At 68.2% G+C, this 13,882-nt stretch carries 7 protein-coding genes; 3 read left to right on the forward strand and 4 right to left on the reverse strand.

The features are described from left to right. Nucleotides 1–122: 122 nt before the first annotated feature. Entirely contained in the window at nucleotides 123–1,925 is a 1,803-nt protein-coding gene (locus G5A46_RS01135) for an autotransporter assembly complex protein TamA (protein WP_163846499.1), read from the forward strand. Further along, the gene (locus tag G5A46_RS01140; RefSeq protein WP_163846501.1) at nucleotides 1,925–6,052 is read left to right on the forward strand and encodes a translocation/assembly module TamB domain-containing protein; all 4,128 of its coding nucleotides are present in this window, start codon (nucleotides 1,925–1,927) and stop codon (nucleotides 6,050–6,052) included. The genes G5A46_RS01135 and G5A46_RS01140 overlap by 1 nt, the downstream gene beginning before the upstream one ends. A gap of 162 nt (nucleotides 6,053–6,214) precedes the next feature. On the opposite strand, the gene G5A46_RS01145 is transcribed toward G5A46_RS01140, so the two are convergent. Further along, nucleotides 6,215–7,825 (reverse strand): amidase, encoded by a 1,611-nt coding sequence (locus G5A46_RS01145; protein ID WP_338050013.1) that lies wholly within the window; start codon nucleotides 7,823–7,825, stop codon nucleotides 6,215–6,217. On the opposite strand from G5A46_RS01145, the gene G5A46_RS01150 reads away from it, so the two are divergent. After that, complete coding sequence (locus tag G5A46_RS01150; protein WP_163846504.1) at nucleotides 7,731–8,543, forward strand: lytic murein transglycosylase; 813 nt, start codon at nucleotides 7,731–7,733, stop codon at nucleotides 8,541–8,543. The two genes, G5A46_RS01145 and G5A46_RS01150, sit on opposite strands and share 95 nt — an antisense overlap. 148 nt (nucleotides 8,544–8,691) lie before the next feature. Here G5A46_RS01150 and prfB read toward each other — a convergent pair whose 3' ends face one another. The 3 genes from prfB to G5A46_RS01165 all read right to left on the reverse strand — a co-directional run bounded on the left by prfB (nucleotide 8,692) and on the right by G5A46_RS01165 (nucleotide 13,882). Beyond that, nucleotides 8,692–9,816 carry a peptide chain release factor 2 gene (gene prfB / locus G5A46_RS01155; protein WP_163846506.1) on the reverse strand — a complete coding sequence of 375 codons (1,125 nt, stop codon included), beginning with the start codon at nucleotides 9,814–9,816 and terminating at the stop codon, nucleotides 8,692–8,694. A gap of 113 nt (nucleotides 9,817–9,929) precedes the next feature. Continuing rightward, nucleotides 9,930–12,497 (reverse strand): penicillin-binding protein 1A, encoded by a 2,568-nt coding sequence (locus G5A46_RS01160; RefSeq protein ID WP_163846508.1) that lies wholly within the window; start codon nucleotides 12,495–12,497, stop codon nucleotides 9,930–9,932. Between the two features lie 161 nt (nucleotides 12,498–12,658). Further along, nucleotides 12,659–13,882, reverse strand: coding sequence for an N-acetylmuramoyl-L-alanine amidase (locus G5A46_RS01165; RefSeq protein ID WP_163846510.1), 1,224 nt, complete (start codon nucleotides 13,880–13,882; stop codon nucleotides 12,659–12,661).

Raw genomic sequence — 13,882 nt, forward strand, 5'->3', positions numbered from 1 at the left:
GGGAAAACTTGAAAGGTTGATTGGCAATACCGGTTGCGCCCACTACCATATGTGGGGGCTGTCATGGGTCAGCCCGTCCTCTTGCAGACCGATGCCCCGCAGGGGCGGAGAACCATCCCCGAATGCCGAAATCGCTGAAGTACCTCGCTGTTGCAACGGGCCTTCTGGCCCTGGGCCTGCCGCCGACCTCCGACCTGGGGGCGGCTGAAATCTCCCTGACCGCGCCGGGGGCGGATGACGACCTGGAGGAGGCCCTGCGCGGCGCCTCGCTCAGCCTTTCGGCTGAGGCCGACGAGGTCGCGGATACCCAGGAATTGCTTGCCGCGGCCAAGGCCGATTACCGCCGCCTTGTCGCGGCATTGTATGAACGGGGGCATTTCTCCGGCGCGGTGTCGATCCGCGTCGACGGGCGGGAGGCCTCCGGCCTGTCAGTGCTGCGCGAGCCACCCCGGATCGACCGGATCGAGATCGCGGTGGACCCCGGCCCACGCTTTGCCTTCGCCCGGGCGGAGGTTGCGCCCCTGCCCGAGGGCACCGCGCCGATCGAGGGTTTTGCCCCCGGCCAGCCCGCCGGGACGACGATCATGCGACAGGCGGTAGAGGCCGGGGTAGACGCCTGGCGTGGCAACGGCCACGCCAAGGCACGGCCCGGATCGCAGGAGATCACCGCCAATCACCCGCGCGCCGAAATCGCAGCCCGCTTCGGCATCGTGCCCGGGCCGCGACTGCGCTTTGGCCAGGTCCGGCTGGACAACGAGACGGCGACCAGCGGCGTCCGCCCCGAACGTATCCGCGCCATCGCCGGTCTGCCCGAAGGCGAGGTCTACGACCCCGAGGCCATCGCGCGCGGCGAACGCCGCCTGCGCCGCGCCGGGGCGTTCCGCTCTGCCACCATCACGGAGGCAGAGGAGGTCGGCCCGAACGACACCCTGGACACCACCATCCGGGTCGAGGACATGAAGCCGCGCCGCTTTGGCTTTGGCGCCGAATACAGCACGACGGAGGGCGCGACGCTGTCGTCCTACTGGCTGCATCGCAACCTGACCGGCGCCGCCGACCGGCTGCGCGTGGATGGCGAGGTTTCGGGCATCGGCGGGGGCACCGGCGGCGTGGATTACGCCCTGTCCGCCGCCCTGACCCGCCCCGCGTTCCGGCACCCGGACATGTCGCTGCGCTATGGCCTGCGGATCGAACGGATCGACGAGGAAGATTACACCTCCGACCTGGCAGAGGCGACCGTGGGCGTGGAGCGCTACATCAACGACAGGCTTACGGCCGAGCTGGACCTGGGCTTTCGCGCCTCCCGAACCGATGACGATTTCGGCATTCGCGATTTCCGCCATCTGACCCTGACCGCCGGGGCCACCTGGGACAATCGCGACACCAGCACCGACCCGACCAAAGGCGCCTATTTCGAGGCCGCCGCCATGCCCTTTGTCGGGTTGAACGGATCTGACAGCGGGCTGCGGCTGACCGGCGACCTGCGCGGCTATCGCAGCCTTGGATCGGACCGGTACGTGCTGGCCGGGCGGCTGCAATTCGGCTCTGTCACCGGTGCGCCGCTGACCGGGCTGCCGCCGGAATACCTGTTCTATTCGGGCGGTGGCGGCACCGTGCGCGGCCAGGGATATCAGTCGCTGGGCGTCACCCTGCCCGGTGGGCAGGAGACCGGCGGCCGCAGCTTTGCTGCCGCGACGGCGGAACTGCGAACCAAGTTCACCGACAATTGGGGCGGCGTGCTGTTCGTCGATTACGGCTATGTCTCCGCCTCCGACGATTTTTCCGGCGGGGATTGGCATGGCGGCGCCGGGATCGGCGCGCGCTATTACACCGCGCTTGGCCCGATCCGGGTCGACCTGGCCGTGCCGATCACCGGCGCGACCGACTCTGTCTCTCTCTATGTCGGGATCGGACAATCCTTCTGATGTTTTACCACCTTCTGACCCGCCTTTGCCTTGCCCTTGCCGCCTGCCTGATGCTCGGTGCCGCACCTGCGCAGGCCCAATCCACCACCGACGAGGACGAAGGGTTCCTGACCCGGCTGATCCAGGACAACCTGTCCGGCGCCGGACGAGTGGTGGACATCCAGGGGTTTCGCGGCGCGCTGTCGTCGCGCGCCACCCTGGAGCGGATGACCATCGCCGATGACGATGGCATCTGGCTGGAGCTGACCGGCGCGGTGCTGGACTGGGACCGCTCTGCCCTGCTGGGCGGGCGGTTGCAGGTGCAGGAGCTGAGCGCGGAGACCCTGGTGATCCGCCGCATCCCCGAAGGCGACGGCGCCAGCACGGAGGCGCCGGGCTTTGCCATCCCCGATCTGCCGGTTTCGGTCAATATCGACAGGTTCGACATCGGCGCCATCACCCTGGAGGATCCTCTGCTGGGCGAACGTGTCGATCTGACCGCGCAGGGCAGCGCGGCGCTGGCCGGCGGCGGCATGGATGTCGACCTGGCGATCACCCGCACCGACCGCGACGGCCGCTTTGCCATCGACGCCGCCTTTGACCCGGAGGCGGAGGCCTTGGCCCTGGACATCACCCTGACCGAAAGCGAAGGCGGACTTGCCGCCAAGCTGATGGACCTTCCGGGCCTGCCCTCCGTCGATCTGACCATTGCGGGCACCGGCCCGCTGGACGACTACCGCGCCGAGCTGGACCTGACCACTGACGGCACGCCCCGGCTGGGCGGCTTTGTGGCGCTGCAAGGCCAGGAGGACGGCGGCCGCCGCTTCACCGCCGACCTGGGCGGCGACATCACCGCCCTGGCCGCGCCGGATTACCGCGATTTCCTGGGCACCGACATCGGCCTCGTGGTCGAGGGGCTGCGCAGTGCCGACGGGGCGCTGGACATCACCCAGCTGGACCTGACCTCTGCCGCGCTGAACCTGGGCGGGCAGATCGCCGTGGATGCCGAGGGTGCGCCGGAACGCTTCGACCTGGCCGGCGAACTCGTCTCGCCGCAGGGCGAAAGCCGCGTCACCCTGCCCTTCGGAGAGGGGATCTCCCTCGCGCGGGCGGACCTGTCGCTGCAATATGACCGCTCCGTCAGCGAGGCGATCACCGGGCGCATCGTCGCCGAGGCGCCGGATGCTTCCGGCCTGTCGGCGGACCAGTTGGCGCTGAACCTTGACGGCACGCTGACCCCCACCGACAGCGATCTGAACCTGCGCTTCGATGCGGCGGGCCTGTCCACCGGCGACGCCGCATTGGCCCAGGCCCTGGGCCGCGCCATCGAAGGTGCCGCCCATGTCACATGGGGCGAAGACGCGCCATTGCGCATCGCCGATCTCAGCCTGACGGGCGAAAGCTTCAGCCTGAAGGGGGATGCCATTCTGGATCAGGGGGAGGAACAGGCCGCCCTGAACATCACCGGCCGGGCCGAATTGCCCCGGCTGGCCAATTTCGCCGCGCTCAGCGGAACAGACCTGCGCGGGGCGGCGTCCCTTAGCATCGACATCGACGCGCAATTGCCGTCTGGCGTGGCGCGCGTGCAGGCCCAGGGCGACGTACAGGACCTGGCCCTTGGCGTCGATCAGCTGGATCCCCTTCTGGCCCCGCCCGCGCAGCTGAAGCTGGACGTCACACGCGGCACCGACGGGATCGAACTGACCGTCCTGCGCATCGGCAACGAGGAGATCGAGCTGACCGCCAGCGGCGCGATCGGTGACAGCGACGGCGCCATCGACTATGCGCTGCGGCTGGAGAACGCCGGCATCTTCACCGGCGCCGAAAGCGGCCCGCTGACCCTGGACGGTGCCGTGCGCCGCATCGATCGCGGATTGCGGGTGACCGCGCGCGGCGCCGGCGATGAACTGGCCACCGGGGTGGACGCCGCCGACAAGCTGCTGAGCGGACGCAGCTCGCTGGCGTTTTCGCTGTTCGCCGGCGATGATCGCCTGCTTCTCGAAGAAGCGCTGATCACCACGGACGAGCTGCGACTGGAGGCCAGCGGCGATCTGTCGGCACCGCAGCGGCAGGTGGAGTTCTCGGCCCGGCTGGCCAATTCCGCCCTCTTTACCGGAGGCGAGGCCGGCGCGCTGGAAGTGGACGGCACCCTGACCCAACAGGAAGGGCGCAACCGCGTCAGTCTGACCGGCGGCGGCACCGACCTGGGCATCGGCACACCGATGGTCGACAACCTGCTGGAGGGGCGCACCGACCTGCTGGTCGAACTGGTCCAGGGCGAGGGGCTGCTGCGGCTGGACCGCGCCCGGGTGGAGAATGACGCGCTGACCCTGTCGGCCAGCGGCAATCTGGTGGACGGCGCCCGCGACGTGACCCTGACCGGCACGCTGAACAACAGCGCCCGCCCCTTCGGCGGACGGGCCGGGCCGCTGAATCTGAGCGCCACGGCGCGGCAGGACGGCGCGGATTACGTGCTGAGCCTGGACGCAGACGGGCAGGCCATCGGCATCGGCACTCCGGCGGTGGACGACCTGCTGCCCGGCACCAGCACGCTGGAGCTGCGCGCGCGCTATACCGGCGACGGCGCGCTTGAGGTCTCGCGGGCGGAGTTCGATGGCGTCGCGCTCAGCGCAAGCGCCTCCGGCGTGGTGGCCGATGGCGGCGCGGATCTGGACCTGTCGGCGCGGCTGGACGACGTGGCGCGGCTGACACCTGGCCTCTCCGGCCCGGTGACCATATCCGGCAGCGCCAATGCGGGGGCCGAAGCGACTGCGCTGAACCTGTCACTGACCGGACCTGGCGGGTCGCAGGCCCGCGCCACGGGCCAGGTCGGCTTGCCCGGCGGGCGAGTCGCACTTGAGATCGAGGGCACGGCGCCGCTGGCGCTGGCCAACGCCTTCATCGCCCCGCAATCTCTGGGCGGGATGGCGCGGTTCGACCTGACCATGCAGGGCGCGCCGGGGCTTGAGGCGCTGTCCGGCCGGATCAGCACCACGGATGCGCGGGTGGTGATCCCCTCCGCCTCCGTCGTGGTCGAGCGGATTGCCGGCGACATCGCCCTGTCCGGCGGGCAGGCACGGCTGAACATCACCGCCGATTATGGCGGCGGCGCGGTGCGCGTCACCGGGCCGGTCGGCCTGTCCACGCCCTATTCCGCCGGTCTGGACATCGCGGTGCAGAACGTTCTGGTGGAACGCGACGGGCTCGTCTCCACCCGGTTGGACGGGGCATTGCGCGTCGCCGGGCCGGTGACCGGCGGCGGCCGCATCTCGGGCCGGATCGGCCTGCGGGACACGGAATTGCGCATCCCCGCCGGAGGCTTCGGCGGACAGGAAACCATCCCCGACATCCGCCACCTTGGCGAACCGGCCGACAGCCGCACCACCCGCCGCCGCGCCGGGCTGACCGATGCTGACACGACGTCGGCCGAGGGGTCGGGCAGCGGCTCTGCCGGGCTGGGGCTGGACGTATTGGTGGCCGCCGATGACCCGATCTTCCTGCGCGGGCGCGGGCTGGACGCGGAGCTGCGCGGCCAGTTGCGGCTGCAGGGCACCACCAGCGAGATCCGACCCGTCGGCCAGTTCGAACTGGTGCGCGGGCGGCTGGACATCCTGACCAAACGGCTGGACCTGGCTGAAGGGCGTCTGGTCATGGCCGGCGCGTTCGAGCCGGTGATCCGGCTGGTCGCCGCCTCCACCAGCGGCGAATACGTGATCCAGATCATCCTGGACGGCCCGGCGGGAGAGCCGGAGGTAACCTTTGCCTCCACCCCCGAACTGCCCGAGGACGAGATCCTGTCGCAGCTCTTCTTTGGCCGCGATCTCAACAGCCTGTCGCCGCTACAGGCCGCGCGGCTGGCCGTTGCGGTGGCGGAACTGACCGGGCGCGGCAATGGCGGCGTGGTTGGCAAGCTGCGGGAGAACGCGGGTCTGGACGATCTGGATATCGCCCAGACCGAGGACGGTGAAACCGCCCTGCGCGCGGGCAAGTACATCAACGACAACGTCTATACTCAGACCGAGGTGACCAGCAGCGGGGAAACCTCGCTGTCGATCAACCTCGACATTTCGGACAACGTGCGGGCCAAGGGCTCCGTCTCCTCTGACGGGGATACCGGGCTGGGGCTGTTCTTCGAGAAGGATTATTGACGCGGCGCGAGGCGGTCCTGACCGGCCGTCCCGCGCTGCTGACTGCTGGCCCCTCGGACGGCACTTGCCTGCGGACCGGACCGGCGCATCGCCCGCCTGTCCCGCAGGCGCGCAGGCGGAACTGTCCCGCTCCGTCCGCCACGCACCGCTATCCCGGAACACCTACCCCAGATCGGGCCAGGCGCGTTGCGGCCAGCCGGTGGCCTGGTGCCAGGCCTCCCCCAGTTGCAGCACGCCCAGGTCGGCCCGCCGCCGGCCGATGATCTGCAACCCCATGGGCAACCCGCCAGGACCGAACCCCGCCGGCACCGCCAGCGCAGGCAGGCCGGTCAGGCTGGCCGGGATCACCACCTCCATCCAGCGGTGATAGGTGTCCATCGCACGCCCGGCGATCTGGTTCGGCCAGTCGTCCATCGCGAAGGGCCAGACCTGTGCCGTGGGCAGGACCAGCGCGTCGTAGCGGTCAAAGAGCTGCTCCGTTACGCCGTGCCACTCCGACCGCAGAGCCGAGGCGCGTTGCACTTCCGCCACGCTGACGGCCTTGCCTTGCTCAACCTCCCAGATCGCATCGGGCTTCATCAGGGCGCGTCGCGCCGGGTCGTCATGCAAGGCCCCCAGCCGCGCCGCGTTGGCAAAGGCCCGCAGGATGCGCCAGCTGTCCCAAAGGTCGGCGGCGGGCATGGGCGGGGCGACCTCCTCCACCACGCAGCCCATGTCGGCAAAGGTGGACAACGCGGCGGCGCAATGCTCCATCACCCCGGCCTCCATCGGATAGGCGCCGCCCCAATCGCCCAGCCAGCCGATCCGCCGCCCCGTCACATCGGCCTCCAGCCGGGGCAACATCGGCTGATGGTCCAGGCTCAACGGTTGGCGCGGATCGTGACCGGCCATGACATCCAGCAGCGCGGTCAGGTCACGGACATTGCGCGCCATCGGGCCCAGGGTGGACAGCTGGTGCAGGAAGACATCGCCCACAGGTTCGGCCGGGACGCGGCCCCAGGTGGGGCGAAACCCGTAGACATTGCACCAGCCGGCGGGGTTGCGCAGGCTGCCCATCATGTCGGACCCGTCGCAGACCCATTGCATCCCCGCCGCCAGTGCCGCCGCCGCGCCGCCCGACGATCCCCCCGCGCTGCGCCCCGGCGCATGGGGGTTGGTCGTGCCGCCATGAACGGGGTTCACGCTGTGGCTGCCCAGGCCGAATTCCGGCACGTTGGTCTTGCCGATGAACAGCGCCCCTGCCGCCCGCATCCGCCCGATCGCAAGGTCATCCGTGGCAGAGATCGCGTCGCGAAAGATGAGAGAGCCCTGGCTGTTCGGCAGGCCCGCCACGTTGGCCAGATCCTTCACCGCCACCGGCAGGCCCGCCAGAAAGGACGGGCGCGCGGCGGTTTCTGCCGCGCGGGCCTCCGCCAGCAGGGCGTCGGGGTCGCGCAGGCAGGTGATGGCGTTGATCTGGCCGTTCACTGCCGCGATCCGGTCCAGGGCGGCCTGCATCACCTCGGTGGTGGAGACCTCCCCCCGGTCCAGCATCTGCGAAAGCTCCAGCGCGTCGCGGCGGATCAATTCCATCTTCGGTCCTTCCTGTTGTGCCCGGCGATCCTGCCCCAGCCGCGCGGGACTGGCCAGAACCGATCTTCCTGCTACTCTTCTGCGCAGATGTAACGAGGAGACCCCGATGTTCCCTGTCAAGTTCCTGCGCCGCCCGGCCCTGACCGCCCTGATCACCCTGATGCCCGCGCTTCCCGTGCAGGCGGCACCCTGCGGTAACACTGCTCAGGGCTTCGAGGCCTGGAAACCCGCCTTCGCCGCCGAAGCCGCCGCAGCCGGGGTCGGCCAGCGCGGGTTGCAGGCACTGAAATCGGTGCGCTACAGCCAGGGCACCATCGCCGCCGACCGGCGTCAGACCGGCGTGCGCTATTCGCTGGAGGATTTCCTGCGCATCCGGGGCGTCGATGCGATCGTGCGCATCGGCCGCCAGCGCAAGGGGCGCAACCCCGGTTTCTACACGGCGCTGGAACGCGGCTACGGCGTGCCCGCCGGTGTTCTGCTGGCCATTCACGGCATGGAAAGCGGCTTTGGCTCCGGCTTCGGCAAGTACCATGTGCTCAGCTCCAACGCGACGGTGGCCTATGATTGCCGCCGGTCGGAGTTCTTCTCAGGACACCTGATCGCGGCGCTGAAACTGGTGGATCGCGGCTGGTTGGACGCCGGGGCTATCGGTGCCGCACATGGAGAAATCGGGCATACCCAGTTCCTGGCCGGGAACGTTCTGAAATACGGGGCGGACGGCAATGGCGATGGTCGCGTGAACCTCTATGACGAGGCCGATGCCCTCGCCTCCACCGCCAATTTCCTGCGCCGGAAAGGCTGGCGGCCCGGTCAGCCATATGGCGAGGGCACGCGCAATTTCAAAGTGTTGAACGAGTGGAACGCCGCCACGGTCTACCAGAAGGCCATCGCGATCGCAGGCCAGCGCATCGACGAGTAACACCCGCCGTCACGCCCGGCTCCGGATCCTTGCGCAGCCCCCGCCCCCTTCGGGCCGAAATACCGCGGGGGTGAATTGAGCGTAGCTCAAGCGGGGGCGGCGCCCCCGTTCCCACGGCGCCACACGCGCCGCCTGGGCAAGTTGCAGATCAGTCCTCTCCCGCCGCCTCCGCGCGGCTCTTGCCGGAGACATCCATGGCCAGCGTTTCCGCCATGAACCCGTCCAGCGCGCCATCCAGTACGCCCTGCGTGTCCGAGGTTTCGTAATTGGTCCGCAGATCCTTCACCATCTGATAAGGTTGCAGCACGTAGGATCGGATCTGGTTGCCCCAGCCAGCGCTGCCCTTGTTCTCATGCGCCTCGTTGATGGCTGCGTTCCGCTTGTCCAACTCCATCTGGTAAAGGCGCGATTTCAGCGCCTTCATGGCGATGTCGCGGTTCTGGTGCTGCGATTTCTCCGAAGAGGTCACAACGATCCCGGTGGGATGGTGGGTGATCCGCACCGCCGAATCCGTGGTGTTGACGTGCTGCCCGCCCGCCCCGGATGACCGGTAGGTATCGACGCGGATGTCGGCGGGGTTCACCTCGATCTCGATATTGTCGTCCACCACAGGGTACACCCAGACCGAGGCAAAGGAGGTTTCCCGCGTGCCCTTCCCGAAGGGGGAAATCCGGACCAGCCTGTGCACGCCGCTTTCGGATTTCAGCCAGCCATAGGCGTTGTGGCCGGAAATCTTGTAGGCGCAGGACTTGATCCCGGCCTCGGCGCCCTGTTCCTCGGATTGCAGTTCGACCTTGTAGCCGCGTTTTTCGGCCCAACGGACATACATCCGTTGCAGCATCTGCGCCCAATCGCAGGCCTCGGTCCCGCCGGCGCCTGCGTTGATCTCCAGGAAGGTGTCGTTGCTGTCGGCCTCCCCGTTCAGCAGCGCCTCCAGTTCCTTTTCGCCGGCGCGGGCCTTCAACGATTTCAGCGCCTCTTCGGCCTCTGCCACCACTTCGGCGTCGTCTTCCATCTCTCCCAGTTCGATCAGCTCGACATTGTCCGACAGCTCCTGTTGCAGGGCGTCGTGCACGGCGATGGCATCCACCAGCGCCTGCCGATCCTTCATCAGGGCCTGCGCCTTGGCCGGATCGTCCCAGAGATTGGGATCCTCGACACGGGCGTTGAATTCCTCCAGCCGGTGCTGGGCCGTTTCCCAATCCATCCGCTGGCGCAACAGTTCCAGCGATTTTTCGATGTCGGCTACGGTGTTCTGGGCGTCGGCGCGCATATCGGTCCTGATCGGATGAGAGGTCGGATGAATATCTGGTGTCCGCAGGGGATAGACCAGCCACCGCGTCGGGGCAAGTCATGCGCCCGGCCACGGGGTGGGCGGCGACGTCCCTAGTACAGGTCGCCCGCCGTGATTTCGCGGATGGAAGCCTTGGGCGGCAGGGCGGATTTTCGACCCAGCCGTTCGCCGCCGCCCCCTGCCTGCCCCGCCGTGCCGGTCGCCCCCTCCGAAGAGCGATAGACCTCGCGCTGCGCCGGGGCCTCCCGGAACAGCGGCAGATCGGAGCCCATGGCAAAGCCGCCGTCGAAATAGACGCCGAAGATCGGCTCCTCACCCTCGCGGAAATATTCCGCGACGACATTGGGGCCAGAGGCCTCGTCCGGCAAGCGGGAGCCGGAGAAGCGGTCGATCTTGATGAAATGACCGCCTGGCGGCACCTTGAACTTGCCGCCGCCGAATTTCTTCACCGCCTCCGTCATGAATTCCTGGAACACCGGGCCGCACATGCCGCCGCCCGACGCGCCCCGGCCCAGCGGCCTGGGCTGGTCGTAGCCGATGTAGCATCCGGCCACGACGTTGGAGGTGAAGCCCACGAACCACACGTCCTTGGCGTCGTTGGTGGTGCCGGTCTTGCCCGCCGTGGGCACCGGCAGGCGGACCGCGCCGGAGGCGGTGCCCCGTTCCACCACGCCCTGCATCATGGAGGTCAGCTGGTAGGCGGTGATCGCATCCATCACCCGCTGGCGGTCCGAGACGATCCGCGGCGACCGCGACCGCGCGATCTCGGGGTCGGTGCAATCCAGGCATTGCCGCCGGTCATGGCGGTAGATCGTCTTGCCGTAGCGGTCCTGCACCCGGTCGACCAGCGTCGGCTCCACCCGCTCGCCGCCATTGGCGAACATGCCGTAGGCGGCCACCATGTTGAACAGGGTGGTTTCCTCGGACCCCAGCGAATTGGCCAGGTAATGCCCCATGTTCTCGTAGACGCCGAACCGTTCCGCATAGGAGGCGACGACATCCATGCCGACCTCCTGCGCCAGGCGGATGGTCATCAGGTTCCGCGACCGTTCGATCCCGGTGCGCAACGGTGTCGGCCCGTAGAATTGGTGCGACGCGTTGGTGGGGCGCCAGACGCCATCGGGGGTGTTGATCTCGATCGGGGCGTCGATGATGATCGTCGCCGGCGTGTAGCCACTGTCCAGCGCGGAGGCATAGACAAACGGCTTGAAGCTGGAGCCCGGCTGCCGCCGCGCCTGGGTGGCACGGTTGAACACCGAATCCTGGTAACTGAACCCGCCCTGCATGGCGATCACCCGGCCGTTGTTCACGTCCATGGCCATGAACCCGCCCTGAACCTCCGGCACCTGCCGCAGCGACCAGCGGATGAAGGCACCGCTGTCGTCCTCGGTCATGCGGCGGACATGGATCACGTCGCCCTTGCTGAAATTCTCTCGCAGGCTGCCCCGGAACCACGAAGTATCGCTGCGCGGCACGACAAAGGGTTCGGCCGCGGTTTCCTCCACGCGCTCGATGCCGATGCGCAGCTCGCTTTCCCCGACCTCCAGCACGACGGCGGCATGCCAGGGGTGTTCCAGCACGATGTCGCGGGGCACGTTGACATCGGACAGCGCGGCGCGCCAGGCCTCTTCGCTGGTCAGCTGCGCCTCCGGGATCGTCTCCCCCGTGCCGCGCCATTCCCCCCGGCTGCGGTCGTACTTCTCCAACCCGCCGCGCAGGGCAGCAGCGGCCAGCACCTGCATCTCGGGATCGATCGTGGCGCGCACGGCAAAGCCGCCGGTAAAGAACTCGTCCTCGCCGAAATCCTGCGACAGCTGGCGGCGGATCTCGTCTGTGAAATAGTCGCGCGGCGGCAGGGTTGAGCGGAAGCTCTCGAAATCGCCGTTCTGCACCGACCGCAGCGGCGCGTCGCGCTCCGCCTGATAGGTGGCCGCGTCTATATAGCCATTCTCCCGCATCTCGCGCAGCACGTAGTTGCGCCGCGCCAGCAGGCGTTCCTTGTTGCGGACCGGATGGAAATCCGACGGCGCCTTGGGCATGGAAGCCAGCATCGCCGCCTCATGCGGGGCCAGCTCGCTCAGCGGCTTGTTGAAATAGGTCTGCGCGGCGGCGGCCACGCCATAGGAGTTCTGCCCCAGGAAGATCTCGTTCAGGTACAGCTCAAGGATCTTTTCCTTGTCCAGCGTCTCTTCGAGCCGGGCAGCGAGAATGATCTCCTTGATCTTCCGTTCGATCCGGCGATCCCCGGACAGCAGGAAGTTCTTCATCACCTGCTGCGTGATGGTGGAGGCGCCGCGCACGTTCTGGCCGCGCGATTTCACCGCATCCACGGCCGCCGCCGCCATGCCTCGGGTGTCATAACCCGCGTGGGTGTAGAAATTCTTGTCTTCAGCCGAGATGAAGGCATGCTTGATCAGCTCCGGGATCTCCGCTGCTGGCGCGAACAGGCGCCGTTCCGAGGCGAATTCGTCGATGATCCGACCCTCGTTCGAATAGATCCGGCTGATCGTCTTGGGCTGGTAGCGGGCCAGATATTCGTGGCTGGGCAGATCCTGCCCGTAAACCCAGAAGATCGCCCCGATGGACAGGGCGATCACCGCCAGGCCCAGCGTGACCAGGGTAAAGATGGCCCCGAAGAAGGAAAGTACGAATCTGATCACGCCTGAAGGCCCCCATGCTCTGGCATCCGCTTATACGCAAGGGGTCCGGGCCGGTCAAAACACGATGCGGTCACATCGGCCTCATACCGCCGAGACGGACGTGACGGCACGCCTGCCATCACCGGCCGTGCGATGGCCCGCCCAGCAGCCGGGCCGCCGCCCTACTGCCGCACCAGGGGGGCGGTGGCCCGGTCGGCCAGGCGCCAAGCCAGCACCGCATCGCGCACCGCGCCGGCTACGCGGGCTCGGAATGCCGGGTCGGTCAGGTTTTCACGGTCGCGTTCGGAGGACAGGAACCCGACCTCGATCAGGACCGAGGGGATATCCGCAGCCTTCAGCACCGAGTAGCTGGCCGACCGGCGGGGCCGGGTATTCAGCGGCAGGCCGGAGCGTCGGATCGCCAGCACCAATGCGCGGGCCAGCCGGTCCGCGCGCGGCTGGGTCTCCATCCGCGCCAGGTCCAGCAACACGCCGGTGACCACGTCGTCCTTGCCCGACAGGTCCACACCGGCCAGCAGATCGCCGCGATCGTGGCGCTCGGCCAGCTTCTCGGACGCTTCGTCCGAGGCGCTGGCGGCCAGGGTGTGGATCGTCGTGCCATGCGCCCGCCCCCGCGCCAGCGCATCTGCATGAAGCGACACGAAGAGATCGGCACCCAGTTGGTGCGCGATCGTCACCCGCCGTTCAAGGGAGACAAAACTGTCATCGTCCCGCGTCAGGACGACCTCGGCCCCCGCACGGACCAGCGCGTCCTTCACCTCCCGCGCGAAGGTCAACATCAGGTCTTTCTCCACCACGCCACCATGTTCGGCACCGGGGTCGATCCCGCCATGGCCGGGGTCCAGCACCACCAGTAACGGCGCATCGGCAGGCCGGTTGCGGCGCCGGGGGACATCGGCGGGCGGCAGGCTGGGCCAGCCGATGTCGGGCGGAGCGCCCGCGCTGGCAGCGAACCGGTCGGCATCAGCGCGAACAAAGCGCGCAGTCAGCCGGGCTTTGCCGGTGTCCGGGTCCACCCGCAGGGCAGAGCGGTTCAGCACCATCGGCGCCTCCAGCGCCAGCACCAGACGCGACCAGCCGGGACGCAGCCCGCCCATGGCAAGCGAGGCTACAGCGCGGGTGTTCAACAGCGCCGCCCGGTCCACCCCGGACCAATCGACTTCGCGAAAGTCGAACACCGCGCGGCGCGGGTCGTCCAGCGTGAAGATCCGGTAGGGCACGCCCTGCGACAGGGTCAGATCCACCAGAATCCCGCCCCGGTCGTCGCGGATCGTCGAGGCCCCCTGATCCAACCGGGCCAGGCCAGAAAAATCTTGTGCTGCCAAGAGATTGGCCCAGAAGAGAAAAAGAATGGAAATCGCCGCGCGCACCACCTGCCCGTTCAT

Origin of the sequence: Pseudooceanicola aestuarii (genome assembly GCF_010614805.1) — a bacterium.
Classification (GTDB): domain Bacteria; phylum Pseudomonadota; class Alphaproteobacteria; order Rhodobacterales; family Rhodobacteraceae; genus Pseudooceanicola; species Pseudooceanicola aestuarii.

Coding starts and splice junctions, on each gene's coding strand:
- G5A46_RS01135 (WP_163846499.1), top strand. CDS start 123: ATGCCGAAATCGCTGAAGTACCTCGCTGTTGCAACGGGCCTTCTGGCC.
- G5A46_RS01140 (WP_163846501.1), top strand. CDS start 1,925: ATGTTTTACCACCTTCTGACCCGCCTTTGCCTTGCCCTTGCCGCCTGC.
- G5A46_RS01150 (WP_163846504.1), top strand. CDS start 7,731: ATGTTCCCTGTCAAGTTCCTGCGCCGCCCGGCCCTGACCGCCCTGATC.
- prfB (WP_163846506.1), bottom strand. CDS start 9,816: ATGCGCGCCGACGCCCAGAACACCGTAGCCGACATCGAAAAATCGCTG.
- G5A46_RS01165 (WP_163846510.1), bottom strand. CDS start 13,882: ATGAACGGGCAGGTGGTGCGCGCGGCGATTTCCATTCTTTTTCTCTTC.